The sequence below is a fragment of the Novosphingobium sp. 550D genome, assembly GCF_057401885.1.
Map to the genome: position 1 here is coordinate 121,351 of NZ_CM171613.1, position 21,393 is coordinate 142,743.

Below are 21,393 nucleotides of genomic sequence, written 5' to 3' on the forward strand. Positions count from 1 at the left end.
TTATGCTACTCCCAGTTCTTTAAGCTTGCCCACCAGCGCATCGACATCGGCCACCTTCACGCCCGCGCTGCGCACCGCCGGTTCGGAGACCTTGAGCACGTTCAGACGCGGCGCCGTATCCACGCCGTAATCGGCGGGCGACTTGGTTTCGAGCTTCTTCGACTTCGCCTTCATGATGTTGGGCAGGCTGGCATAGCGCGGCTCGTTCAAACGCAGGTCGGTCGTCACAATCGCGGGCAGCGCCAGCTTCACCGTCTCCAGCCCGCCATCAACCTCGCGCGTCACCAGCACCGCGTCGCCCTCGACCTCAACCTTCGACGCAAACGTCCCCTGCGGGCGCCCCGTCAGCGCGGCCAGCATCTGGCCCACCTGGTTGCTGTCATCGTCAATCGCCTGCTTGCCCAGAACCACCAGGCCGGGGTTTTCCTCCGCCACGATCTTGGCCAGAATCTTGGCCACCGCCAGAGGTTCGACATTGTCCTCCGTGCTGACCAAAATCGCCCGGTCACCGCCCATCGCCAGCGCCGAACGCAGCGTTTCCTGCGCCTTGGCCGGACCGATCGAGACCACCACGACCTCGCTCGCCACGCCCCGCTCCTTCAGGCGAACCGCTTCTTCGACCGCGATTTCGTCAAACGGGTTCATGCTCATCTTGACGTTGCTCAAATCAACGCCCGAACCATCCGCCTTCACACGAGGCTTCACGTTGTAGTCAAGCACGCGCTTGATCGGCACCAAAAGCTTCATCGCTACTCACCCTTACCTTTTGAGCGTCGATTCTCGTGACGCTTGCATGGCCTTTGATCAAGGCCTATACCAAACATCTGTTACAGTCAAACAAGGACTCACAATTTGCTCCTGCTTAACCGAAAGGTCCGCGTATGACCAAGGGCACGTCAGGCAAACGTCCGACCACCGAACAAGGTGGCCATCGGCGCGGGCAAATTCTTGAAATTGCGGCACGTCTTTTTGCGGCCAAAGGTTATGCCGGTACATCGATGCGCGACATTGGCGTCGAGGCGGGCGTGTTGGGCGGATCGCTCTATCATCACGTCAAATCCAAGGACGCTCTCTTTGCCGAGCTGCACAATCATGCGCTTGATCAGGCACTTGCCAGGATAGAAGAGGTGATCGAGCCCATCGATGATCCATGGGACAAGCTGGAGGCGGCCTGCGTGACGATGCTGGAAATCCAGCTGGATCCGCAATCTCTGACCACGCCGCTGATGAATGATTTCCGCAATGCGCCCGAGGCGCTGCGGCGCATGTTGGTGGAAAAGCGCGATGCGTTTGAAACGGCCTTTGCCGGGATCATTGCCCAGCTTGACCTGCCGCCCCACATCGACCGCTCGATCTATCGCAACGCGCTGCTCACCATGTTGAACAACACGATGGAATGGTATCGCCCCGGCCGACTTTCACCGGCCGAGATCGGGCGTCAGATTGCCGCCATCATGCGGGCGAGCAAGTAAGGCTTAAACCTGCTCCATCGCCGCGCCAGACGTCGATGTGATCGCCGCGCCAACCGAGGCCAGAATGATCAGCCCGATGGCCAGCCATTGCGATGGCGTCAGTACCTCGCCCAGCAGGAACAGGGCCATCAAGGCGCCCACAGCAGGTTCCGCGCTCATCAAAATGCCGAACGTGTTGGACGGCAGGCGCGGCAGGGCGACCATCTCCAGCGAATAGGGAATAGCGCTGGACACCAGCCCAACGCCCAGCCCCAGCATCAGCGCATGCGGACTGAGCAAGGCAGGACCGGCGTGATAAAGGCCAAAGGGCACAACCAGAGCCGAGGCCACCAACATCCCGCCCGCCGAGGCCGCCGGCCCATGGATCCGCCCGGCATGGCGCCCGATCAGGATATACGCCCCCCAGCAAACCCCCGCGACCAGCGCCAGCGCAATGCCCCGCCAATCGAGCCGCGAAGCATTGTCCCAGATCGGCAGCAAGCTGGCCAATCCCAGCACCGCCAGCGCGATCCAGAAATAATCGAGTTTGCGCCGCGACGTGCTGATCGCCACCACCAAGGGGCCGGTGAACTCAATCGCAATGGCCAGACCCAAGGGAATATAGGCCAACGCATTGTAAAACGACAGGTTCATCACCCCCAGCACCACGCCATAGGCCAATAGCGGCCGCCAGCCTGCCTTGAGATCCAGCCGCCAAGGGCGAAACACCGCCGACAGAATGATGGCCGCCACCAACAGGCGCAGCGTCGTGGCCCCCTCCGGCCCGACCAGAGGGAACAGCCGCTTGGCCAGCGTGGCGCCAAACGTGACCGAAAACAGCGAGAGCGAAAGCGCCCCCATGGCGACAAGATCAATACGCGCGGAAACCGGCCGCGGCGCAGCGGAAACAGACATGCAACACTCTATATTTTGGCGGAGAAGAACAGGGCGATTGGTCCGGACCGCCGGAAAATTAGCGTGAGCATTGCGATAATGGCGCTCTAAATTTTCACTTTTGCGATAAAAATTATCATATAATGTGCCGATATGATGAAAAATGATCCGCTCGATTCCTTCGACCGCAAATTGCTCGAATTGCTTCAGGTCGATTTTCAGCAGCCTGTTTCCGCTTTGGCCGAAGCGGTGGGATTGTCCGCGCCCGCCTGTTACCGTCGCATCCGCCGGTTGCGATCCAGCGGGATTATCGAACGTGAGATCGCCGTCATCCGCCCCAAGACCGTCGGATACCCGCTTTCGATGATCGTCCTCATCTCGCTGGCGCACGAGAACGCACATACGGTCAACGAGATGATGGAAATCTTTCGCGATGAACCCGAAGTGCTGGAGGCATGGAACGTGACCGGCGAATATGACTTTGCCTTGCGGGTCGTCGCGCGGGATATGGAGGACTATGACATCCTTGCCCAACGGCTGTTTGCCGCGCACGAAAAGATCCGCAATTTCAAAACGCTGGTCGTCATCCGCGAAATCAAACCGCGCAGCCCGGTGCCCATACCCGACGCATGACGCATCCCTCCTCCCTTTCGGGAAGAGGTCCATAGTCATCGCTGATTTGGAAAAGTCTGGAGGCCCGAGCCGGAATCGAACCGGCGTATACGGATTTGCAGTCCGCTGCGTCACCACTCCGCCATCGGGCCATCCATGCGGTGAGGCGCTGCCACTAGACGAGGTCGGCGCGCTTGGCAACCACGATTTGTGCAAATCTGTGAACACTGTTTTGGCGCGACCGGCGACGGCCCGATGGAGGCTTTGCCGCCTTGCCAAGGGCGCAACGCAGGATCACAATCATCTTTCAATCAAAACGGCATCATTGCGCCGTTGACGCGACCCCAATCGCGTTTGTATGCAAGGCAAACAAAATGGTCGAGACTCATCGGCCAGGTTACGAGAGATTGCCCATGAAAACCCGCGCCACTGCTGGCTTTGCGCCCAAAATCCGGCAAAATCTCGCCGCGCTTGGCCGCATGCATGCCGTATCGCTCGCCCGGTTTGTCGCTGCGCCTCTCGCCGCCCATGAAAACTATAATATCGCCCGCGCCGTGCAATTCTGATTCGTCGCGCAAACAGGAGATTTAGGCATGTTCACCCATTGCTACCTTGGCACCAATGACCTTGAAAAGTCGCGCGACTTTTACACCGCCACGCTGGGCGCGCTGGGTCATGCGGCGGTGCCTCTGCCCCATGCCACGCTGTTTCCGACCGATGGCGGTGCGCTGATCGTCGGGCGCCCCAGCAATGGCGAGGCCCATACCGTTTCGAACGGCCACACGTTGGGCTTCAAGGCAAAGTCCTATGCGGAGGTGGACGCCTTCCATGCTGCGGGTCTGGCCCATGGCGGATCGTGCGAGGGCGCGCCGGGCGTCCGCCCCAATTCGCCGGGCAAGCAATATGGCGCCTATCTGCGTGATCCCGACGGCAACAAGATCTGCGCCTTTGCGCCCAACGCAGGGTAAGTTCGATGGACGTTGAGCGCCTTTCCCACATCATCGCCTTGCACAGCGGTTCAGAAGGCCCGCTGTTGCCGATCCTGCACGATGTTCAGCGCGCCTTTGGTTGCGTGTCGGCCTCTGCGCAGGAAGAGATCGCCAAGGCGCTCAACCTGTCCCGTGCCGAGGTGCATGGGGTGGTCAGTTTCTATCACGATTTCACATCCGAGGCCGACCCGCGCCCCTGCGTGCAGATCTGCCGCGCCGAAGCATGTCAGGCACGCGGTGTCGAGGCCCTGATGGACGCAGCCGAAGCGGCAGCAGGCCATCGCGTGCGCCTCGCCCCCATCTATTGCCTCGGCCTGTGCAGCGTCGGCCCTGCCGCCAAAGTGGGCGACACGCTGCACGCAAGGCTGGACGCGGCCAAGATTGTCAAATTGGTGGAGGCGGCATGACCACGATCCGTATCAGCGATGATTCGCTCGCCCTCGCTCTGGGCGCAGATGCTGTGGCCGATGCCTTTGCTGCGGCGGGATGCACAGTCGAGCGCACCAGCAGTTGGGGCATGCACTGGCTCGAACCCTTGGTGGACGTGGACGGGATCGGCTATGGCCCCGCCACGGTTGAGGATGTGGCCGCGATCCTTGATGGCACCAGCGCGCTTTCCATCGGTCCGATTGCCGAACACCCCTTTATCAAGCCCCAGCAACGCCTGACCTTTGCCCGCGCCGGCAAGACCCGTCCCCTCAGCCTTGCCGATTACGAGGCCACCGGTGGTTGGGCAGGCCTGCGCCGCGCCAAAGCGATGAGCGGCGCGGATGTCATTGCCGAAGTCACGCAGTCAGGCCTGCGCGGTCGCGGCGGGGCGGGTTTTCCTGCGGGCATCAAATGGAACACGGTGGCCAAGGCGCAGGCCCCGCGCAAATATGTCGTCTGCAACGCCGACGAAGGCGATTCCGGCACCTTTGCCGACCGCATGTTGATGGAGGGCGACCCCTTTCAATTGATCGAGGGTCTGGCGATTGCCGCCCATGCCGTCGGCGCACAAACCGCTTATATCTATACCCGCAGCGAATATACCCACGCGATTGCCAAGATGCGCGCGGCGATTGAACTGGCCTCAGACATCATCGCCCCGCTGCATATGGAAGTGCGTGAGGGCGCGGGCGCCTATGTCTGCGGCGAGGAAACCTCTTTGCTCAATTCCATCGAGGGCAAGCGCGGTGTGGTGCGCGCCAAACCGCCCCTGCCCGCGCTGGAGGGCCTGTTTGGTTGCCCCACGGTGGTCAACAATGTGCTGACCATTGCGGCCATCCCGCATATCCTGTCCGAGGGCGGGGCAGCGGAATATGCGGCGTTGGGCGTGGATCGCAGCCTTGGCACCAAGCCGATCCAGTTGGCGGGCAATATCAAGCATGGCGGATTGTATGAAACCGCCTTTGGCATTTCGCTGCATGATCTGGTGTACACCATCGGCGGCGGCACAGCATCCGGGCGCCCGGTAAAAGCCGTGCAGGTGGGCGGGCCTTTGGGCGCCTATATTCCCCCTGCGCAATTCGATCTGCCGTTTGATTATGAAGCCTATGCCCGCGCCGATGCACTGATCGGCCACGGCGGGGTGGTGGTGGTGGACGACAGCGCCGACATGGGCCGCCTCGCCCGTTTCGCCATGGAGTTCTGCGCGGTGGAAAGCTGCGGCAAATGCACGCCGTGCCGGATCGGATCGACCCGCGGGGTTGAATTGATCGACCGCATCCGCGCGGGGGCCAAAGTGCTCGATCCGGTCGGCGCGCTGCCGCAAATGCATAATGCCCCCAAGGTGGCGCGCAGCGCGCAGGAGGATATCGTCCTGCTTGAAGAGCTTTGCGAGACGATGAAATTCGGCTCGCTTTGCGCGCTGGGTGGGTTCACGCCCTATCCGGTGTTGTCGGCCTTGCGCCACTGGCCGGAGGATTTCACATGATCCTGGGCGCGGTTCTTGCCGGTGGTCTTTCCACCCGCTTTGGCAGCGACAAGGCGTTGGCGGTGCTCGACGGGCAAACGCTGATCGAACGCTCGGTCGCCCTGCTGCGCCGCCAATGCAGCGCGGTGGTGGTGGTCGGGCGTGAAGAGGCCCCCGCCCCCTGCATCCCCGACTGGCCCGCGCCGGGCATGGGGCCGCTGGGCGGATTGGCCGCCGCGCTGCGCCATGCACGCGAGAATGGGTTTACCGATGTGCTGTGCGTTTCGGTCGATGCGGTGGGGCTGGATGATCGGCTGCTGGGGCGATTATTCCCCTCGCCCGCCTATGTCGAGAGCCAGCCGGTGATCGGCCTGTGGCCCGCCCATGCCGCCGATGCGGTCGAGGCAATCCTGCGGGGAACAGGCAAACATTCCCTGCGCGCGCTGGTCGAGGCGACGGGGGCAAGGGGCATCACCCTCCCCCGACCGCCCGCCAATATCAATTCCCCCGAAGATCTCGCCCAATGCGAGGAGGCAATCCATGGCCTATGAAGTGCAGCCTGATTTCGGCACCCCGGCGCGCAAAGGCGCCCCGGTAACACTCACCATCGACGGGCGCGCTGTCACCGTTCCGGCCGGCACCAGCGTGATGCGCGCCGCCGCCGAGATCGGGGGCGCGATCCCCAAACTCTGCGCCACCGACAATGTCGAGGCGTTTGGTTCATGCCGGATGTGTCTGGTCGAGATTGAGGGTGCGCGCGGATTGCCTGCGTCCTGCACCACGCCGGTTTCGGCGGGCATGGTGGTAAAGACCCAGACGCCAAGGCTGGAAAAAATTCGGCGCGGGGTGATGGAGCTTTACATCTCCGACCACCCGCTCGATTGCCTGACGTGCAGCGCGAACAATGATTGCGAATTGCAGGACACCGCCGCCCAAGTCGGCCTGCGCGATGTGCGCTATGGCTATGCGGGCGAAAACCATCTGGGTCAGGCGCCCGATCTGTCCAACCCCTATTTCGCCTTTGACGCCAGCAAGTGCATCGTCTGCTCGCGATGCGTCCGCGCCTGTGAAGAGGTGCAAGGCACCTTTGCGTTGACCATCGAGGGGCGCGGCTTTGATTCGGGCGTGTCGGCAGGCGCGGCCAAGGACGATTTTCTTTCCAGCGAATGCGTCTCGTGCGGGGCCTGTGTTCAGGCATGCCCGACGGCGGCGCTGAATGAAAAATCCGTGGCGGAAATCGGCAAGCCCGAACGCGCCGTGGTGACGACCTGCGCCTATTGCGGGGTTGGCTGCACATTCCGCGCCGAAATGCGCGGCGATCAACTGGTGCGCATGGTGCCGTGGAAGGATGGCAAGGCCAACCGCGGGCATTCATGCGTTAAGGGCCGTTTCGCATGGGGCTATGCCAACCACGCCGACCGCATCACGCGTCCGATGATCCGCGAGGCGATCACCCAGCCATGGCGCGAAGTGTCGTGGGACGAGGCGATCAGCTTTACCGCCAACCGCCTGAAGACGATCAAGGCGCAATATGGCGCACGGGCGCTGGGCGGGATCACGTCGAGCCGTTGCACCAATGAGGAAGCCTTCCTTGTCCAGAAGCTGGTGCGCGGCGGGTTTGGTTCGAACAATGTCGATACTTGCGCGCGGGTCTGCCATTCGCCCACGGGCTATGGGCTGAAGACCACCTTCGGCACCAGCGCGGGGACGCAGGATTTCGACAGTGTGGAGGATTCAGACGTCATCCTCATCATCGGCGCGAACCCGACCGACGGGCATCCGGTGTTTGCCAGCCGCATGAAGAAGCGGCTGCGTCAGGGCGCGAAACTGATCGTGATCGACCCGCGCCGGATCGACATGGTGCGCAGCCCGCATATCGAGGCCGCGCATCATCTGGCGCTGCAACCGGGCACCAATGTCGCTGTGCTGTCGGCGATGGCGCATGTCATCGTGACCGAGGGTCTGGCCGATGAGGCCTTTATCCGTGAGCGTTGCGATTGGGATGAGTATCAGGATTGGGCGCGGTTTGTGTCGGACGCGCGCCACAGCCCCGAAGCGCTGGAGCCGGTGACGCGGGTTCCGGCGGAGGAATTGCGGGCGGCAGCGCGGTTGTTTGCGACGGGCGGCCCCGGTTGGTCGTCAGACCAGAGGAAACGACCAAACGGCGCGATCTATTACGGCCTCGGCGTGACCGAGCACAGCCAAGGCTCCAGCACCGTGATGGCCATTGCCAATCTGGCCATGGCGACGGGCAATATCGGGCGGCGCGGCGTGGGGGTGAACCCCCTGCGCGGGCAAAACAATGTGCAGGGCGCCTGCGATATGGGCTCGTTCCCGCATGAATTGTCGGGCTATCGCCACATCGCGGATGACAACACACGCGCCTTGTTCGAGGCCGATTGGGGGGTGACGCTGGATTCCGAACCGGGCCTGCGCATTCCCAATATGCTGGACGCGGCGGTCGATGGTTCGTTCCGCGCGATCTATATTCAGGGCGAGGATATTCTCCAGTCCGACCCCAACACGCATCATGTGGCCGCCGGTTTGGCGGCGATGGATTGCGTGATCGTGCATGACCTGTTCCTCAACGAAACCGCCAATTACGCCCATGTCTTCCTGCCGGGCAGCACTTTCCTTGAGAAAACCGGCACCTTCACCAATGCCGAGCGGCGCATCCAGATGGTGCGGCGCGTGATGGACCCCGCCAACGGTTTCGAGGATTGGCAGGTCACGCAATTGCTGGCCCGCGCGATGGGGCTGGATTGGGATTACAGTGATGCGGGCCAGATCATGGACGAGATCGCCCGCCTGACGCCTTCCTTCACGGGCGTGTCTCATGCGCGGCTGGATGCCGAAGGGTCGCTGCAATGGCCGGTCAACGAGGCCCATCCCGATGGCAGCCCGATCATGCATGTCGATGGCTTTGTCCGGGGCAAGGGCAAGTTTGTCGTCACAGAATATATCCCCACCGATGAACGCACCGGACCGCGTTATCCGCTCTTGCTGACCACGGGGCGAATTCTGTCGCAATACAACGTCGGCGCACAGACGCGGCGTACCGCCAACAGCGTGTGGCATGCCGAGGATGTGCTGGAAATCCACCCGACCGACGCGGAAAATCGCGGCTTGTCCACCGGCGATTGGGTGAAGCTGGCCAGCCGCGCTGGGGAGACGACGCTGCGCGCTTTGGTGACGGATCGTGTGGCGCCGGGCGTGCTCTATACTACCTTCCACCACCCCGACACGCAAGCCAATGTGGTGACCACCGAGAACAGCGATTGGGCCACCAATTGCCCCGAGTACAAGGTGACGGCGGTTCAGGTCACGCCGTCGAACGGGCCGACCGCGTGGCAGCGTGAATATGAAGCGCAAACCCTTCAGGCGCGCAGGATTGAGGCAGCCGAATGAGTACCACAGACCACCTGATCAAAATGGCCAACCAGATCGCCGCCAACCTTGCCGCCCAGGGGCAGGAGGTGGCGATCCGCGAGACAGCCCAGCATATCGTGGATTTCTGGGATCCTCGGATGAAGGCGGGTATCGCCACCGTCGATCCGGCCCGATTGTCCGACATCGCCCGCGCCGCCATCAAGATCGTTACGACAAAGGCCTGATATGAATCAGAATGAAGCTCTTGCCCTGCTGGCGCGCTATTATGACGCGTTCAATGCGGGGGATAATGAGGCTATGCTGGCCTGTCTGACCGATGACGTTGCGCATGACATCAATCAGGGTTCGCGCCAGATCGGCAGGCAAGCCTTTCGCGCGTTTCTGGCCCATATGGACCGCTGTTATCGTGAGCGGCTGGAGGAAATCACCCTGATGGCCCATTCGGATGGCACGCGCGGGGCCGCCGAATTTGTGGTGCATGGCGCCTATCTGGCTACGGATGATGGATTGCCCGATGCAAATGGGCAAACCTATGTCCTGCCGGCAGGCGCCTTTTTCACCTTTCGCGATGGGTTGATCGCGCGGGTTTCGGTCTATTACAATCTGGCGGATTGGACGGCACAGGTTGGCGGTTGACGCCGATAACGGTCAGAGAACCTGAATTGCGGAAAAAGCGCCTCACACCCCCAAAGGTGTGGGGCGTTTTCTTTGACGCATCGCCAAATAGGTTACAACCCCACGTTTCGAGGGCAAAAAAAGACCCAGCCGAAGCTGGGTCGTGGAAGTTTGGGAGAGGATGCCTGAAAGGCAAGGCCGGATTAGGCCGGATCCTGCGAATCGACAAGCGCCGAATGATGTTAAATTCCAAATAGGATAAAATAACTAACGCATCATCCATTTTTGGATAATTTCAACAATTAAACACCTATTTGGATATTTTTAAAATCTTCCGCATCCGGATTTATCCAGTTCAACAGCTGATATCCACCGCCAGGAACCGTCTGAATCCACCCCGGCAGCCCTGCCGCAGCCAGTTTTGACCGCAAACGACTCGCATGGACCGCAACGCTGTTCGTTTCAGGCACGAAAGTCAGATTCCAGACGTCGCGCAGCAACTCACGCTTGTCGACGGTTTCGCCCGGCGTATCCATCAAGCGCCAAAGAACCGCGAATTCCCTGGGGTGTAATCCCACCGCCTTTTTGCCGACAAAGGCGTCACGCTCGATCAGATCAAGCCGCAAAGGCCCGTGGTGCCGCCAACGCACCAACATCTCTGCCTGCTCCTTAATCCGCAAACCTCTTGCATGAAGTTCGGCCAGACCGATCAACGGATCACAAACGTCGCCAAAGCCACGCCGCAACAGGCGCGCCCGTTCCTGCCCTTCACCAATGCCGATAGGAATGCACCAACGACGCAGCGATACGGCACGGGCGCTGTTGATCCATTTCCAGACCAAAGGATCGACCGTCTCAACATCAACCAACACAGGGCCGTCCGGCTTTAACGCCTCGACCGCCTCCACATCATTAACGAACGCTGTCTGTAATCGCCATCCACATAATCGGAGATCCGCCGCCCCGAAAATTGCGCGTCCAGCAAGCCAATAAAAACAGCGCACTGCACACTCCCCAAAACATAACAGCGATATGACGGGGGGGGACACTGGGCACAATAGCTGAGCCAAAGGTAATTTCAATTGGTTAAGGCTCTTTTAGGGTTCACCTCCCGAAAATCGGTCTAATAAGGTAAATTTTGGATGAAGCAAAATCGCCCGGCACATTTCTGTACCGGGCGAGGTGAATTTTCCAAAATTTTGAAAAATCAGGCCGTTTTACCCGAAGGCACATTGACGCCCATGCTGGTCAGGTAACGCTTGATATTGCGCGCCGCCTGACGCAGGCGCTGTTCATTTTCGACCATGGCGATGCGGACAAAGCCTTCGCCATCTTCACCATAACCCACGCCCGGCGCCACGGCGACTTCGGCATGGGTCAACAATTGCTTGGAAAATTCAAGGCTACCCAGATGCGCCAGCGCGGGCGGCAGAGGCGCCCATGCGAACATCGACGCCTTGGGGCTGGGAATATCCCAACCGGCGCGACCAAAAGCCTCGACCATCACGTCACGGCGCTTTTGATAGAGCAGGCGATTCTGTTCAACGATATCCTGCGGGCCGTTAAGCGCCGCACAGGCCGCCGCCTGAATCGGGGTGAAGGCGCCGTAATCAAGGTAAGACTTCACCCGCGTCAACGCCGCGATCAATTGTTTGTTGCCCACCGCAAAGCCCACGCGCCAACCGGCCATGCTGAAGGTCTTGGACATGCTGGTGAATTCCACCGCCACATCCTTGGCGCCGGGCACTTCAAGGATCGAGCGCGTCGGATTACCGTCGAAATACAATTCGGAATAGGCAAGGTCGGACAGGATCCACACCTTGTTTTCCTTGGCCCACGCCACCAGCCGTTCATAAAACGCCAGATCGACCGTTTCGGCCGTGGGGTTGCTGGGATAATTGACGATCAGCACCGAGGGACGCGGCACCGAATATTTCATCGCGCGGTCCAGCGAATCCCAATAACGCTCATCCGGCGTCGTGGGCACACTGCGGATCGTCGCGCCCGCGATGATGAAACCGAACGTGTGGATCGGATAGGACGGGTTGGGCGCCAGCACCACATCACCGGGCGCGGTGATCGCGGTCGCCAGGCTGGCCAGACCTTCCTTCGAACCCATCGTCATCACGACTTCGGTTTCGGGGTCCAGTTCGACGTTAAAGCGGCGGCCATAATAATTGGCCTGCGCCTTACGAATGCCGGGGATGCCCTTGGACGCGGAATAGCCATGCGCGCTGGGCTTCATCGCCACTTCGCACAGTTTTTCGATCACATGGGCGGGCGGGGGCAAATCAGGATTGCCCATGCCAAGGTCGATGATGTCCTGCCCGCTAGCTCGTGCTGCGGCCCGCATCGCATTGACTTCGGCGATGACATAGGGCGGCAGTCGCTTCATGCGGTAGAATTCTTCGGACATTGGACCTTTCCTGTATTAGCCCCCCACGAACACGCATCGGCACATACGCCACCATGACGTAGTGCAGGCGCCCAAGCGGCGCCACCACGGCGGGGGAGGCCGCTCCCATGCGCCTTTTTGCCCCGAAACGCGAGAGCGGGATGCAAAAAATTTGCGCGGCAACCAAAACTGCGATGGGCGTCATGAATTTTACGCCATGCTGGCGCATCAAACGCTTGCCGTAGGGGCACAGTCGTATCATGTTGCGGACCGATTGAGGCAACCGGGAGAAAAAGCGGATGAGCAGCGCAACCGACGGGATCGAAGGCACCGGCACCAAGGCCCCTTCCCTCGATCCGCTGTCGAGCTTGATGATGCTCCCTTTCGAGGTGGCCAGCCAGACGATGGATCAATGGCTTAACCCGAAAACCGCGATCCCCGATGCGTTGGAACAGGCTGGTGCATTGCTGGCCGATGCGCCAGCCATTCTGGGCGATAGCGAGGATGCCGCCCATTGGGCCGATGCCGCATCACGCATGCAGGCCAAATGGATGGAATTTCAGGCCGAACAAACCGGAAAGGCCATGTCGGGCCTGTTGTCGGGCGATTTGTTCAAGGCGGAACTCAACGGTTTGGCGTCTTTGTCGCCCGCGATGAATGAAATGGTGTCAATGTGGAGCCGCCAGATCCCGCTGGTGCGCCCCGATACACAGCAGAAATTGTTGTCCGACGGGATCAAGCTGTGGGAAGGCGTGTTGGCGCAATGGGGGCTGAAGTCCAAGGGCGACGAATCGCATGCCATTCCCCTGCCCCGCAGCGATCGCCGCTTTGCCGATGCGGCCTGGCGCGAGATGCCCTATTTTGCATTGGTGCATCAGACCTATCTGTTGATGGCCGAACAGATCACCGCCATGGCCGATTCGGTCGAAGGGCTGGATGAACCGCGCAAGGATCAACTGCGTTTCTATACGCGCACCTTGATTGAGGCGCTCAGCCCGGATCACTTTGCGCTGACCAATCCTCTGGTCATGGAAAAGGCCATCGAGACGCGCGGCGAAAGTCTGGTGAAGGGGCTTGAACACCTTCTGGACGACATGAAACGTGGCCAGTTGAGCCATACCGACCGCAACGCCTTTAAAGTGGGCGAAAATATTGCCGCCACGCCCGGCAAGGTGGTGCATCGCACCCCCTTCTTTGAATTGATCCAGTATTCGCCCACCACCGAGAAGGTGATGGAAACCCCGCTGGTGATCTTTCCGCCGTGGATCAACCGCTTTTACATTCTCGACCTCAACGCCAAAAAAAGCTTCGTCAAATGGGCGGTGGATCAGGGGATCACTGTGTTTCTGGTCAGCTGGCGCTCGGCCAACCCGGAGGACACCGATGTCGATTGGGGCGCGGTGACATGGGACGATTATATCGGCGCCCAGATCGAAGCGATTGATGTTGTGCGCACCCGCCTGAAAGTGCCCAGTGTGCATACGATCGGCTATTGCGTGGCCGGAACGACGCTGGCGGCGACGCTGGCAATTTTGGCACGGCGGGGCGAGGCGGATAAGGTGGCCACCGCAACCTTCTTTACCGCGCAGGTCGATTTCGAAAAGGCAGGCGAACTCAAAACCTTTATCGATGATCAGCAATTGGCAACGATTGGCGCTCTGGCCAAGAATGGGGTGATCGACGGACGCTATTTGGCGGCCACTTTCAACCTGTTGCGCAGCCAGGATCTGATCTGGAACTATGTGACGCGTAACTATTTGCTGGGCGAAGACTATTCGGCCTTTGACCTGTTGTTCTGGAACGGGGACAGCACGAATCTGCCCGCAGGATGGCACCAATCCTATTTGCGCGATCTGTATCGTGACAATCTGTTGGTCAAACCCGACGCCTTGTCGGGATGCGGCACGCCCATTGATCTGTCACGCATCACCACCCCCGCCTATATTCAGGCCGGGCGCGAGGATCACATCGCGCCTGCCGAAAGCGTATGGCGCTTGGCGGCGCAGTTGAAGAACAGTCCGAATGTATTTCTTCTGGCCGGGTCGGGCCATATTGCGGGTGTGGTCAATCCGCCTGCGGCCAAGAAATATCAATACTGGACCAATGAGGCAAAGACTGACACTCTGGCTGAATTCGTGGCGCAAGCGACGGAGACACCGGGCAGCTGGTGGAATCACTGGCTGGGCTGGTTGAAAGAACAAGCGCCGGGCGAAGTGGCCGCAAAGGCCAAGCGCGTACCGGGCGGAAGAGGTGACAAGGTTCTGGCCGATGCGCCGGGCAATTACGTAAAGATGTCATAAGGGAGAGTTTAGTTGCCCCTTATGCTGCAAGTGCGAAATGCCACATGTGCACCCGCGAGCTCCCCCAGCTTTTCGCGTTGGGTTTCTGTTACGAAATGCCCGGATACATTTGATTTAGATCAAGCATTGCGCATATCGAAACCGAAATGGCGGAATCGCATGCTGCAGCGCACAAAAACCTCTTGACTCGATCACCCCGGCGCGTCATTGTGCACCGCAACAAAGGCGAGGATTTCGGCAGGTCCGATCAAATCGGAAACGCTGGCATCATTCACCTTATCAACAGCCGGTTGAGCGGGAAGCAGGTCCAATGAGCAAGAAGCCCAATATCAAGGCTAACTTTCGCAGAACCCCCGCGCGCGCCGTCGCCGCAAAACCCGCCGCACCGGCGCCCGTGATTGCGGCCGATGCGGAGTTGCCGCCTGTGGCCGAAGAATTAGCTCCGGTTGAAACGCCTGCTGTTGAAGAAACAGTAATAGAACCCGCGCCCGCACCGGTTGAGGAAGTCCCGGTCGTCGAAGCTGCGCCGGCCGAAGAAGCTCCGATTGCCGTTGTAGAGGCACCGATCGAAACGCCGCCCGTTGAAAACCCGGTGGTGGAGCCTGAAGCTCCCGCCGCGGTCGAGGCGCCGGCTCCCGCTCCGGTGGCCCAAAAGCCCGTTCGCAAGCCTGCCGTCAAAAAGCCGACGGTCAAGCCTGCCGCCCCAGCCCCCGTTTCCAAGGTTGAAGCACCCGCCGTGGAGGTGAGCGCCGAAACCCCAATGCCGACCGAAACTGCCGCCCAGCCGCCGCGCTGGCCCACCATCTTCGCCAAGGAGTTTGCCATGTCCACCTTCCCGAGCTTCGATTTTGCCGCCCCCTTCCAGACCGCTTTTGCCGACATGCAGGAAAAGGCCAAGGCCGCCTATGAAAAGAGCACCTCGGTGTTTGGTGATTACAGCGAATTCGCCAAGGGCAACGTTGAAGCCTTGGTCGAATCGAGCAAGATCCTGGCCGCTGGCCTTCAGGAAATGACCTCGGCGTATGTGTCGGAAGGCCGCAGCGGTTTTGAAACCCTGACCGCCGAAGTCAAGGAACTGGCCGCAGCCAAAAGCCCGACCGATTTCCTCAAGCTGCAGAACGACCTGGCCAAGAAGCACTTCGACGAAGCCGTCGCTGCTGCCTCGAAGCATTCGGAAGCCCTGATCAAGCTGGCCAATGAAGCTGCTCAGCCGATCTCGACCCGCGTTTCGATGGCGGTCGAAAAGATCAAGACTGCTGCCTAAGCGATAGATGGTGGGCGGCACATCGCCGCTCATGGCTGCCAAAACCCGGTTGTCCGCCCTCTCACTTGGACAGCCGGGTTTTTCGGCGCCTAGGCCACATCCGCTTTTCTATTGTGTCGAATGGTCTCGCGCGCTAGCCTGTTTCGGCCCGGCTTACCGTTAAGCCGGAGATCATCAAAGGCATGCGACAGAAGCGCTTGTCCTGCCCCCCTGATTCGCGGTATTTGGGCCGGATGATTCTCTCCTGTATCCCTAACTCGGCCACACTTGGCTCGTCGGCCCTGTGTATGGACGCGGCGTCTGTCGATGCCGCTTTCGATGGCCTGACCATCCTGGCCAACAGCGATGATGATGATCGCGGCGGTCAGGGGCAGATCGGCCTGGCCACGCGCACCCGTGCAAAGCCGAAGAAACCGAGCCAGTTCAAGGTCTTGATGTTGAACGATGACTATACTCCGATGGAGTTTGTGGTCATGGTCCTCAAGCGCTTTTTCAATATGGATCTGGAACAGGCCACCCGCGTCATGTTGCATGTCCATCAGCGCGGCGTCGGCGTTTGCGGCATTTTCCCCTATGAAATCGCCGAGACGAAAGTGAATCAGGTGATGGATTGCGCAAGGCAAAACCAGCACCCGCTGCAATGCACGCTGGAAAAGGCATAAGCGTCAAAGCCACAGTTTGACGCGGATTTGGCTCCCATATGCCTCGCCCCTCTTGCGCCTGGGCGCGGGCCCGCTTAACTGAACCGGAAAGTCTGGGTTGATGCCGTCGCTTGCGTCGACCCTCTTTGCCCGTTCTGCCAAGAGAGCCGCCATCCCGTGAAAACCAGCCAGTCCCCTCGCCAGACCCCATGCCAACGGGGCGCCGACGCACAGGGTCACGCATGAAATTCTTCACGGCGGCGGACCGCTATATCTTTCGGCTGGTGCTGATGCCGATGCTGGCGGTGTTTGTCATCGCCGCGTCGCTGCTGGTTCTGGACAAGATGCTGCGCCTGTTCGAATTCGTGTCGACCGAAGGCGGCCCGGTCAGCGTCGTGTTCAAGATGCTGGCCAACCTCCTGCCCGAATATGCCAGTCTGGCGATCCCTCTGGGGCTGATGTTGGGCGTGCTGCTGGCTTTTCGCAAGCTGGCCATGTCGAGCGAACTGGACGTGATGCGCGCGGTGGGGCTGAGTTATACGCGGTTGCTGCGCGTGCCTTTCCTGATCGCGATCCTGTTGGCCGGGGTTAACCTGCTGATTGTCGGCTATGTGCAGCCTTTGGCGCGTTACTATTACGAACAGCTTGATTTCGAATTGCGCACCGGCGCGCTGGGCGCCTCGATCAAGGTGGGTGAGTTCAACACGCTCAAGGACCGCATGAGCCTGCGCATCGAGCAGAGCCGTGACGACGGTCGCGAACTGGTCGGCATTTTCGCCCGCGTGACCGAGGAAAATGGCGAAGTCCTTTCCATCAGCGCGCATCACGGCCGCTTCCTCGCGCTTCAGGAAAATCTCGACACCGTGATCCTGCGCCTGACCGATGGCCAAATTGTGCAGAGCCCCAAGGGCCTGAGCCCTCGCGTGCTCAGTTTCAGCACCCATGATCTGCCCATTGACCTTCCCGCGCTGGAAAAATTCCGCAAGCGCGGTGGGCGTGAACGCGAATATGTCCTGCCCGAACTGCTCAAGATCGGTTGGGGCCAAGGCGCCAGCGACCATGAAAAAACCGTGGTCATGGCCAGCCTCAATTATCGTCTGGTCGAAGTGGTGATGATCCTGATGCTGCCCTTGCTGGCGGTGGCCTTGGCCGTGCCTCCCAAGCGTTCGACATCATCGCTGGGCGTGTTCGTGTCGATTGTGATGGTCGTGGCCTATCACAAGGTCAATGAATACGGGCAATCGGTGGCCGAATTGGGCCGCATCGATCCGGCCATCGCGCTCTGGGTGCCTTTTGCCATTTTCGCCGCGATCATTGGCTGGATGTATTACACATTGGCCTATGTGCCCGGTGGTCAGCCGATCGGCGCGCTGGAACGTGTTTCGGGCAAATTGGGCAAGGCGATCACGCGCATGCTGGACCGCACCGCCGCCAACAAGGCCCGCGCCGGGGGTGACGCATGATGGACCTGTTCCCCTCGCGCACCCTGACGCTCTATTTGTCGCGCCTGTTTATCACGCGTATTCTGGGCGTGCTGGTGATGCTGGTGCTGGTCCTGCAAATGCTCGACCTCTTGTCGGAGAGCGGCAATATTCTGGCCCATCCCGGCAATGGTCAGGCGCAGATCTGGCACTATGTCACGCTGCGCAGCCCGCAATTGGTGGCGCGTTTTCTGCCCTATTCGGTGCTGCTGGCCACGCTCTTCACCTTCTTCCCGCTGAACCAGAACAGCGAAGTCATCGCGATGCGCGCCGCCGGGCTTTCCGCGCATCAGATCCTTGCCCCGATGCTGGCGACGGCCATGGTCGTGTCGGGCATCAGCTTTGTGTTCAACGAAATGGTCGTCACGCGCGCCACCGCCGATCTCAAGGCGTGGCAGAATGTGCAATATGGCGAAATCCCGAACGAACCGGCCGAGCGGACGAATATCTATCTGGCCGATGGGCATAATATCCTTGGCGCCGATATGATGAACGGCAGCGGCAAGACCATCCGTCTGCGCGGGGTGACATGGTATGAACGCGACCCGCAAGGGCTGATCACCAAGCGGGTTATTGCCCCCTTGGCCACCTATGCCGCGCCGGGCTGGCGGCTGGACAAGCCGGAAAGCTTTGATGTGGCCAGCGCCAAGTTGACCACATCGGCCTCGATGATCGTGGCACAGGGCATCACCCCGTCGCAAATCGATATTACCCAGGCCGATGCCGACCGCATGAACATCTTTCAACTCTATCACACGATCCAGTCGCTGCGCGCCGGTGGGCGGCGCACATCGGAATTGGAAAGCAAGTGGTGGCACAAGATGTCGGGCCCGCTTTCGGCGCTGTTGATGCCGCTGCTGGGTTCGGTCGCGGCCTTTGGCCTGGCGCGTTCGGGGCAATTGTTCGTGCGCGCCATCATCGGCATGGCACTGGGTTTTACCTATTTCGTGGTCGACAATCTCAGCCTGGCGGTAGGCAATTTCGGTGGATACCCACCGCTGGTGGCGGCGTGGGCACCCTTTATCCTGTTCCTGCTGGTGGGCGAAACCGTGCTGGTGCGGACCGAGGAATAGGTCGTCGACTGGTCAACTCAAAAGGCACAAATCGTCTCACCCCTGACGCCGATCTGTCTTTTGCCCCGTTTATGCCCCATTTGCATGGTCTAGGGCCACAATCAGCCGGGCACCTGTTGCCTTGATGGGCACAGGTGCTTGCCCAGCATGGCCCCGACACTTAAATATGCGCCAAGACTTTCAAGGAAACGACCAAGTGGCCACCAACAACGCCGCCATCGATGAAGCCAAGCTGCCTTTCTGGAAGCGATCGCATTATCTGGACCGCATGACCCTGCGCGATCTGGTGTTTGCCTATTTCCAGCATTACACGATCGTGGCCTATCTGGCGCTGGCGACGGCGGGCTTTGTCGTTTTCGCGTGGAACCCGACGGGCCTGTGGCGCGCGGTGGCCATCGTGGCGGCGGCGGCGGCGGTCTATCCGCTGGTGTGGCACCTGCTGCACCAATATATCTTGCATGGTCAGTGGCCGTATAAATTCAAGCTGTTGGCCAGCACGTGGAAGCGCATCCACTATGACCACCATCAGGACCCCAACCATCTGGAGGTTCTGTTCGGCGCGCTGCACACGACTGTGCCGACGATCTTTATCGCGACGGCCCCGGTTGGCGCGCTGATTGCCGAAGATGGCCACCGCATCGGCGGGGCCGCGCTGGCCTTTTCGATCGGCATCCTGACCACCTGCTATTATGAATTCATGCATTGCATCCAGCATCTGGCCTTCAAGCCAAAGTGGAAGTGGGTGCAGCACATGAAGCAGCGCCACAACGAACATCACTATGTCGATGAAGACGGCAATTTCGGCATCACCAATTACATGTGGGACCACATTCTGGGCACCTATTATGAAAAGAAGGACCGCCCGGGCCGCAGCCCCACGGTGTTCAACCTGGGATATACCGAGGAAGTGGCCAAGAAATATCCCTGGGTAAAGGAATTGTCGGGCGGCATCGCCAGCGACCATCCGCGCCGCCGCGCTCTGGCCAATGCCAAGAAGCTGGCCGCCGACGCCAAGGCGCCGACCGGGGAACAGATTCTGGCCCATGCCGCCGAAGCGGTGGGGATGGACACCGAAGCCTGAACCCGGCACATCAGGCACGAAAACACGATGCGAGGGGCGCCCACCCCTCGCATTTTTCTTTTCTTCCTGAACGCCCTCGCTACACAATCGCCCAAGAGTACCAGGGAGAACCTTTCGATGACCGCGATCACCATCACGCCCGCCAAAACCAAGGCCGAGCGCGCGCAATGGGTCGATTACGTCTATGTGGCCAATGCCGCAGACCCCAATTTCGTGCCTCAATTGCGGATGGAAGAGATCGAAAAGGTCACGCCCGGCGGCAACCCTTTTCACGAACATGCCGATTGCCAATTGCTGCTGGCCAAGCGCGGGGGGCAGATTGTGGGCCGTATCGCCGCCATCATCGACCATCAGGCCACCAGCCAGCCCGTCGAACAGGGCATGGGTCCGGGCACCGGCAATTGGGGCGCGCTGGAGGCCGAAACACAGGAAATCGCCAATATCCTGATCGCCAGCGCCGAGGATTGGTTGCGGGTCAAGGGCATGACGCGCGTGGTCGCCCCGATGAACCTGTCCGTCTGGGAAGAGCCGGGCCTGCTGGTCAAGGGCCACGACCATCCGCCGACGGTCATGATGGGCCACCAAAACGCCAAGTTCCAGCCCTGGATCGAGGCCGCCGGTTACACGCCTGCCAAGATGCTCAACACTTATGAGCTGGACATCACACAGGAATTCCCGCCGCTCATCCAGCGCATCGTCAAATCGGGCGAGAAGAACCCGCGCATCAACATTCGCGGCGTCAACCTCAAGGAATTTGACAAAGAAGCCGCGATCATCCTCGACATCCTGAATGATGCGTGGAGCGACAATTGGGGTTTCGTTCCCATCACTGACAGCGAAGTGGCCTATACGGGCAAGAAGCTGAAGCCTTTGGTGAAATCCGATCTGGTGCAAATTGCCGAATATGATGGCGAACCGGTCGCCTTCATGATGACCCTGCCCGATATGAACGAGATCCTGAAGAAGATCGGCCCCAAGCCCTCGCCGCTGGGTTGGATCCGGCTGCTGCTGTGGATCTGGCGGCCCAAGGTCCGCACGATGCGCGTGCCTTTGATGGGTGTGCGCAAACGCCTGCAATCCAGCCGCATGGCCAGCCAGCTGGCCTTTATGATGATCGAATATATCCGCCGCAATTCTGTCGCCAACTATGGCGCCAGCCGGGGCGAGATCGGTTGGATCCTTGACGACAATCAGGGCATGAATTCCATCGCACGTGAAATCCATTCCACCGTGAACAAGGAATATCAGATCTATCAAAAGGACCTGTGATCCGTAAAATTAGAAGGCCCTTGCTCTGGGGGGAGCAAGGGCCT

Annotated in this window: 21 protein-coding genes and 1 tRNA gene; 16 read left to right on the top strand and 6 right to left on the bottom strand. The window is 60.2% G+C overall.

From position 1 onward, the window contains the following. Complete coding sequence (locus tag AC2S2E_RS00575; protein WP_486523355.1) at window positions 1-747, bottom strand: electron transfer flavoprotein subunit beta/FixA family protein; 747 nt, start codon at window positions 745-747, stop codon at window positions 1-3. A 134-nt stretch (window positions 748-881) separates the two neighbouring features. Between AC2S2E_RS00575 and AC2S2E_RS00580 the strand changes: the two genes are divergently transcribed. Further along, the gene (locus AC2S2E_RS00580) at window positions 882-1,472 is read left to right on the top strand and encodes a TetR/AcrR family transcriptional regulator (RefSeq protein ID WP_486523356.1); all 591 of its coding nucleotides are present in this window, start codon (window positions 882-884) and stop codon (window positions 1,470-1,472) included. A gap of 3 nt (window positions 1,473-1,475) precedes the next feature. Here AC2S2E_RS00580 and AC2S2E_RS00585 read toward each other — a convergent pair whose 3' ends face one another. Continuing rightward, complete coding sequence (locus tag AC2S2E_RS00585; protein ID WP_486523357.1) at window positions 1,476-2,366, bottom strand: EamA family transporter; 891 nt, start codon at window positions 2,364-2,366, stop codon at window positions 1,476-1,478. A 132-nt stretch (window positions 2,367-2,498) separates the two neighbouring features. Between AC2S2E_RS00585 and AC2S2E_RS00590 the strand changes: the two genes are divergently transcribed. After that, window positions 2,499-2,978, top strand: coding sequence for an Lrp/AsnC family transcriptional regulator (locus tag AC2S2E_RS00590; RefSeq protein WP_486523358.1), 480 nt, complete (start codon window positions 2,499-2,501; stop codon window positions 2,976-2,978). Between the two features lie 57 nt (window positions 2,979-3,035). Here the strand turns inward: AC2S2E_RS00590 and AC2S2E_RS00595 are convergent. Then, window positions 3,036-3,109 (bottom strand) — tRNA-Cys (locus AC2S2E_RS00595). A 159-nt stretch (window positions 3,110-3,268) separates the two neighbouring features. After that, on the bottom strand, window positions 3,269-3,535 hold the full coding sequence (locus tag AC2S2E_RS00600) for a hypothetical protein (RefSeq protein ID WP_476104213.1): 267 nt from the start codon (window positions 3,533-3,535) through the stop codon (window positions 3,269-3,271). A 15-nt stretch (window positions 3,536-3,550) separates the two neighbouring features. Here AC2S2E_RS00600 and AC2S2E_RS00605 point away from each other — a divergent pair, with 15 nt between their 5' ends. Genes AC2S2E_RS00605 through AC2S2E_RS00635 form a run of 7 tightly spaced genes read left to right on the top strand, consistent with a single transcriptional unit; the run spans window position 3,551 to window position 9,866 of the window. Continuing rightward, on the top strand, window positions 3,551-3,925 hold the full coding sequence (locus AC2S2E_RS00605) for a VOC family protein (protein WP_476104214.1): 375 nt from the start codon (window positions 3,551-3,553) through the stop codon (window positions 3,923-3,925). A gap of 5 nt (window positions 3,926-3,930) precedes the next feature. Continuing rightward, complete coding sequence (locus tag AC2S2E_RS00610) at window positions 3,931-4,353, top strand: NAD(P)H-dependent oxidoreductase subunit E (RefSeq protein ID WP_476104215.1); 423 nt, start codon at window positions 3,931-3,933, stop codon at window positions 4,351-4,353. Beyond that, the gene (locus tag AC2S2E_RS00615; RefSeq protein WP_486523359.1) at window positions 4,350-5,861 is read left to right on the top strand and encodes an NADH-ubiquinone oxidoreductase-F iron-sulfur binding region domain-containing protein; all 1,512 of its coding nucleotides are present in this window, start codon (window positions 4,350-4,352) and stop codon (window positions 5,859-5,861) included. The genes AC2S2E_RS00610 and AC2S2E_RS00615 overlap by 4 nt, the downstream gene beginning before the upstream one ends. Then, entirely contained in the window at window positions 5,858-6,391 is a 534-nt protein-coding gene (gene mobA, locus AC2S2E_RS00620; protein WP_476104217.1) for a molybdenum cofactor guanylyltransferase, read from the top strand. The genes AC2S2E_RS00615 and mobA overlap by 4 nt, the downstream gene beginning before the upstream one ends. After that, window positions 6,381-9,248 (top strand): formate dehydrogenase subunit alpha, encoded by a 2,868-nt coding sequence (gene fdhF / locus AC2S2E_RS00625; RefSeq protein ID WP_486523361.1) that lies wholly within the window; start codon window positions 6,381-6,383, stop codon window positions 9,246-9,248. The genes mobA and fdhF overlap by 11 nt, the downstream gene beginning before the upstream one ends. Next, window positions 9,245-9,454, top strand: a complete 210-nt coding sequence (locus tag AC2S2E_RS00630) for a formate dehydrogenase subunit delta (RefSeq protein WP_486523362.1) — start codon at window positions 9,245-9,247, stop codon at window positions 9,452-9,454. The genes fdhF and AC2S2E_RS00630 overlap by 4 nt, the downstream gene beginning before the upstream one ends. Window position 9,455: 1 nt before the next feature. Further along, window positions 9,456-9,866, top strand: coding sequence for a ketosteroid isomerase-related protein (locus tag AC2S2E_RS00635; RefSeq protein ID WP_476104220.1), 411 nt, complete (start codon window positions 9,456-9,458; stop codon window positions 9,864-9,866). 281 nt (window positions 9,867-10,147) lie between these two features. Here AC2S2E_RS00635 and AC2S2E_RS00640 read toward each other — a convergent pair whose 3' ends face one another. Next, window positions 10,148-10,753, bottom strand: coding sequence for a winged helix-turn-helix domain-containing protein (locus AC2S2E_RS00640; protein WP_486523363.1), 606 nt, complete (start codon window positions 10,751-10,753; stop codon window positions 10,148-10,150). Between the two features lie 299 nt (window positions 10,754-11,052). Continuing rightward, window positions 11,053-12,261, bottom strand: coding sequence for an LL-diaminopimelate aminotransferase (locus AC2S2E_RS00645; protein ID WP_476104222.1), 1,209 nt, complete (start codon window positions 12,259-12,261; stop codon window positions 11,053-11,055). Window positions 12,262-12,539: 278 nt separating this feature from the next. Here AC2S2E_RS00645 and AC2S2E_RS00650 point away from each other — a divergent pair, with 278 nt between their 5' ends. The 7 genes from AC2S2E_RS00650 (at window position 12,540) to AC2S2E_RS00680 (ending at window position 21,349) form a co-directional block, all read left to right on the top strand. After that, entirely contained in the window at window positions 12,540-14,540 is a 2,001-nt protein-coding gene (locus tag AC2S2E_RS00650; protein ID WP_486523365.1) for a PHA/PHB synthase family protein, read from the top strand. Window positions 14,541-14,850: 310 nt separating this feature from the next. Then, window positions 14,851-15,804, top strand: a complete 954-nt coding sequence (locus tag AC2S2E_RS00655) for a phasin family protein (RefSeq protein WP_486523366.1) — start codon at window positions 14,851-14,853, stop codon at window positions 15,802-15,804. Window positions 15,805-16,091: 287 nt separating this feature from the next. Beyond that, on the top strand, window positions 16,092-16,466 hold the full coding sequence (gene clpS, locus AC2S2E_RS00660; protein ID WP_476104227.1) for an ATP-dependent Clp protease adapter ClpS: 375 nt from the start codon (window positions 16,092-16,094) through the stop codon (window positions 16,464-16,466). 221 nt (window positions 16,467-16,687) lie between these two features. Continuing rightward, on the top strand, window positions 16,688-17,908 hold the full coding sequence (gene lptF / locus AC2S2E_RS00665) for an LPS export ABC transporter permease LptF (RefSeq protein ID WP_476104228.1): 1,221 nt from the start codon (window positions 16,688-16,690) through the stop codon (window positions 17,906-17,908). Beyond that, window positions 17,905-18,999 (top strand): LPS export ABC transporter permease LptG, encoded by a 1,095-nt coding sequence (gene lptG, locus AC2S2E_RS00670; protein ID WP_486523368.1) that lies wholly within the window; start codon window positions 17,905-17,907, stop codon window positions 18,997-18,999. Before lptF ends, lptG begins: the two co-directional genes overlap by 4 nt. 196 nt (window positions 19,000-19,195) lie before the next feature. After that, window positions 19,196-20,080: a sterol desaturase family protein gene (locus AC2S2E_RS00675; RefSeq protein ID WP_476104230.1), complete on the top strand. Its 885-nt coding sequence runs from the start codon at window positions 19,196-19,198 to the stop codon at window positions 20,078-20,080. Window positions 20,081-20,197: 117 nt separating this feature from the next. Beyond that, window positions 20,198-21,349 (top strand): N-acetyltransferase, encoded by a 1,152-nt coding sequence (locus AC2S2E_RS00680; protein ID WP_486523369.1) that lies wholly within the window; start codon window positions 20,198-20,200, stop codon window positions 21,347-21,349. Window positions 21,350-21,393 lie beyond the last annotated feature (44 nt).

What these genes read in the sequence shown, in the direction of transcription:
- AC2S2E_RS00575 (WP_486523355.1), bottom strand. Translation starts at nt 747, where the DNA reads ATGAAGCTTTTGGTGCCGATCAAGCGCGTGCTTGACTACAACGTGAAG.
- AC2S2E_RS00580 (WP_486523356.1), top strand. Translation starts at nt 882, where the DNA reads ATGACCAAGGGCACGTCAGGCAAACGTCCGACCACCGAACAAGGTGGC.
- AC2S2E_RS00585 (WP_486523357.1), bottom strand. Translation starts at nt 2,366, where the DNA reads ATGTCTGTTTCCGCTGCGCCGCGGCCGGTTTCCGCGCGTATTGATCTT.
- AC2S2E_RS00590 (WP_486523358.1), top strand. Translation starts at nt 2,499, where the DNA reads ATGATGAAAAATGATCCGCTCGATTCCTTCGACCGCAAATTGCTCGAA.
- AC2S2E_RS00605 (WP_476104214.1), top strand. Translation starts at nt 3,551, where the DNA reads ATGTTCACCCATTGCTACCTTGGCACCAATGACCTTGAAAAGTCGCGC.
- AC2S2E_RS00610 (WP_476104215.1), top strand. Translation starts at nt 3,931, where the DNA reads ATGGACGTTGAGCGCCTTTCCCACATCATCGCCTTGCACAGCGGTTCA.
- AC2S2E_RS00615 (WP_486523359.1), top strand. Translation starts at nt 4,350, where the DNA reads ATGACCACGATCCGTATCAGCGATGATTCGCTCGCCCTCGCTCTGGGC.
- mobA (WP_476104217.1), top strand. Translation starts at nt 5,858, where the DNA reads ATGATCCTGGGCGCGGTTCTTGCCGGTGGTCTTTCCACCCGCTTTGGC.
- fdhF (WP_486523361.1), top strand. Translation starts at nt 6,381, where the DNA reads ATGGCCTATGAAGTGCAGCCTGATTTCGGCACCCCGGCGCGCAAAGGC.
- AC2S2E_RS00630 (WP_486523362.1), top strand. Translation starts at nt 9,245, where the DNA reads ATGAGTACCACAGACCACCTGATCAAAATGGCCAACCAGATCGCCGCC.
- AC2S2E_RS00635 (WP_476104220.1), top strand. Translation starts at nt 9,456, where the DNA reads ATGAATCAGAATGAAGCTCTTGCCCTGCTGGCGCGCTATTATGACGCG.
- AC2S2E_RS00645 (WP_476104222.1), bottom strand. Translation starts at nt 12,261, where the DNA reads ATGTCCGAAGAATTCTACCGCATGAAGCGACTGCCGCCCTATGTCATC.
- AC2S2E_RS00650 (WP_486523365.1), top strand. Translation starts at nt 12,540, where the DNA reads ATGAGCAGCGCAACCGACGGGATCGAAGGCACCGGCACCAAGGCCCCT.
- AC2S2E_RS00655 (WP_486523366.1), top strand. Translation starts at nt 14,851, where the DNA reads ATGAGCAAGAAGCCCAATATCAAGGCTAACTTTCGCAGAACCCCCGCG.
- clpS (WP_476104227.1), top strand. Translation starts at nt 16,092, where the DNA reads ATGGACGCGGCGTCTGTCGATGCCGCTTTCGATGGCCTGACCATCCTG.
- lptF (WP_476104228.1), top strand. Translation starts at nt 16,688, where the DNA reads ATGAAATTCTTCACGGCGGCGGACCGCTATATCTTTCGGCTGGTGCTG.
- lptG (WP_486523368.1), top strand. Translation starts at nt 17,905, where the DNA reads ATGATGGACCTGTTCCCCTCGCGCACCCTGACGCTCTATTTGTCGCGC.
- AC2S2E_RS00680 (WP_486523369.1), top strand. Translation starts at nt 20,198, where the DNA reads ATGACCGCGATCACCATCACGCCCGCCAAAACCAAGGCCGAGCGCGCG.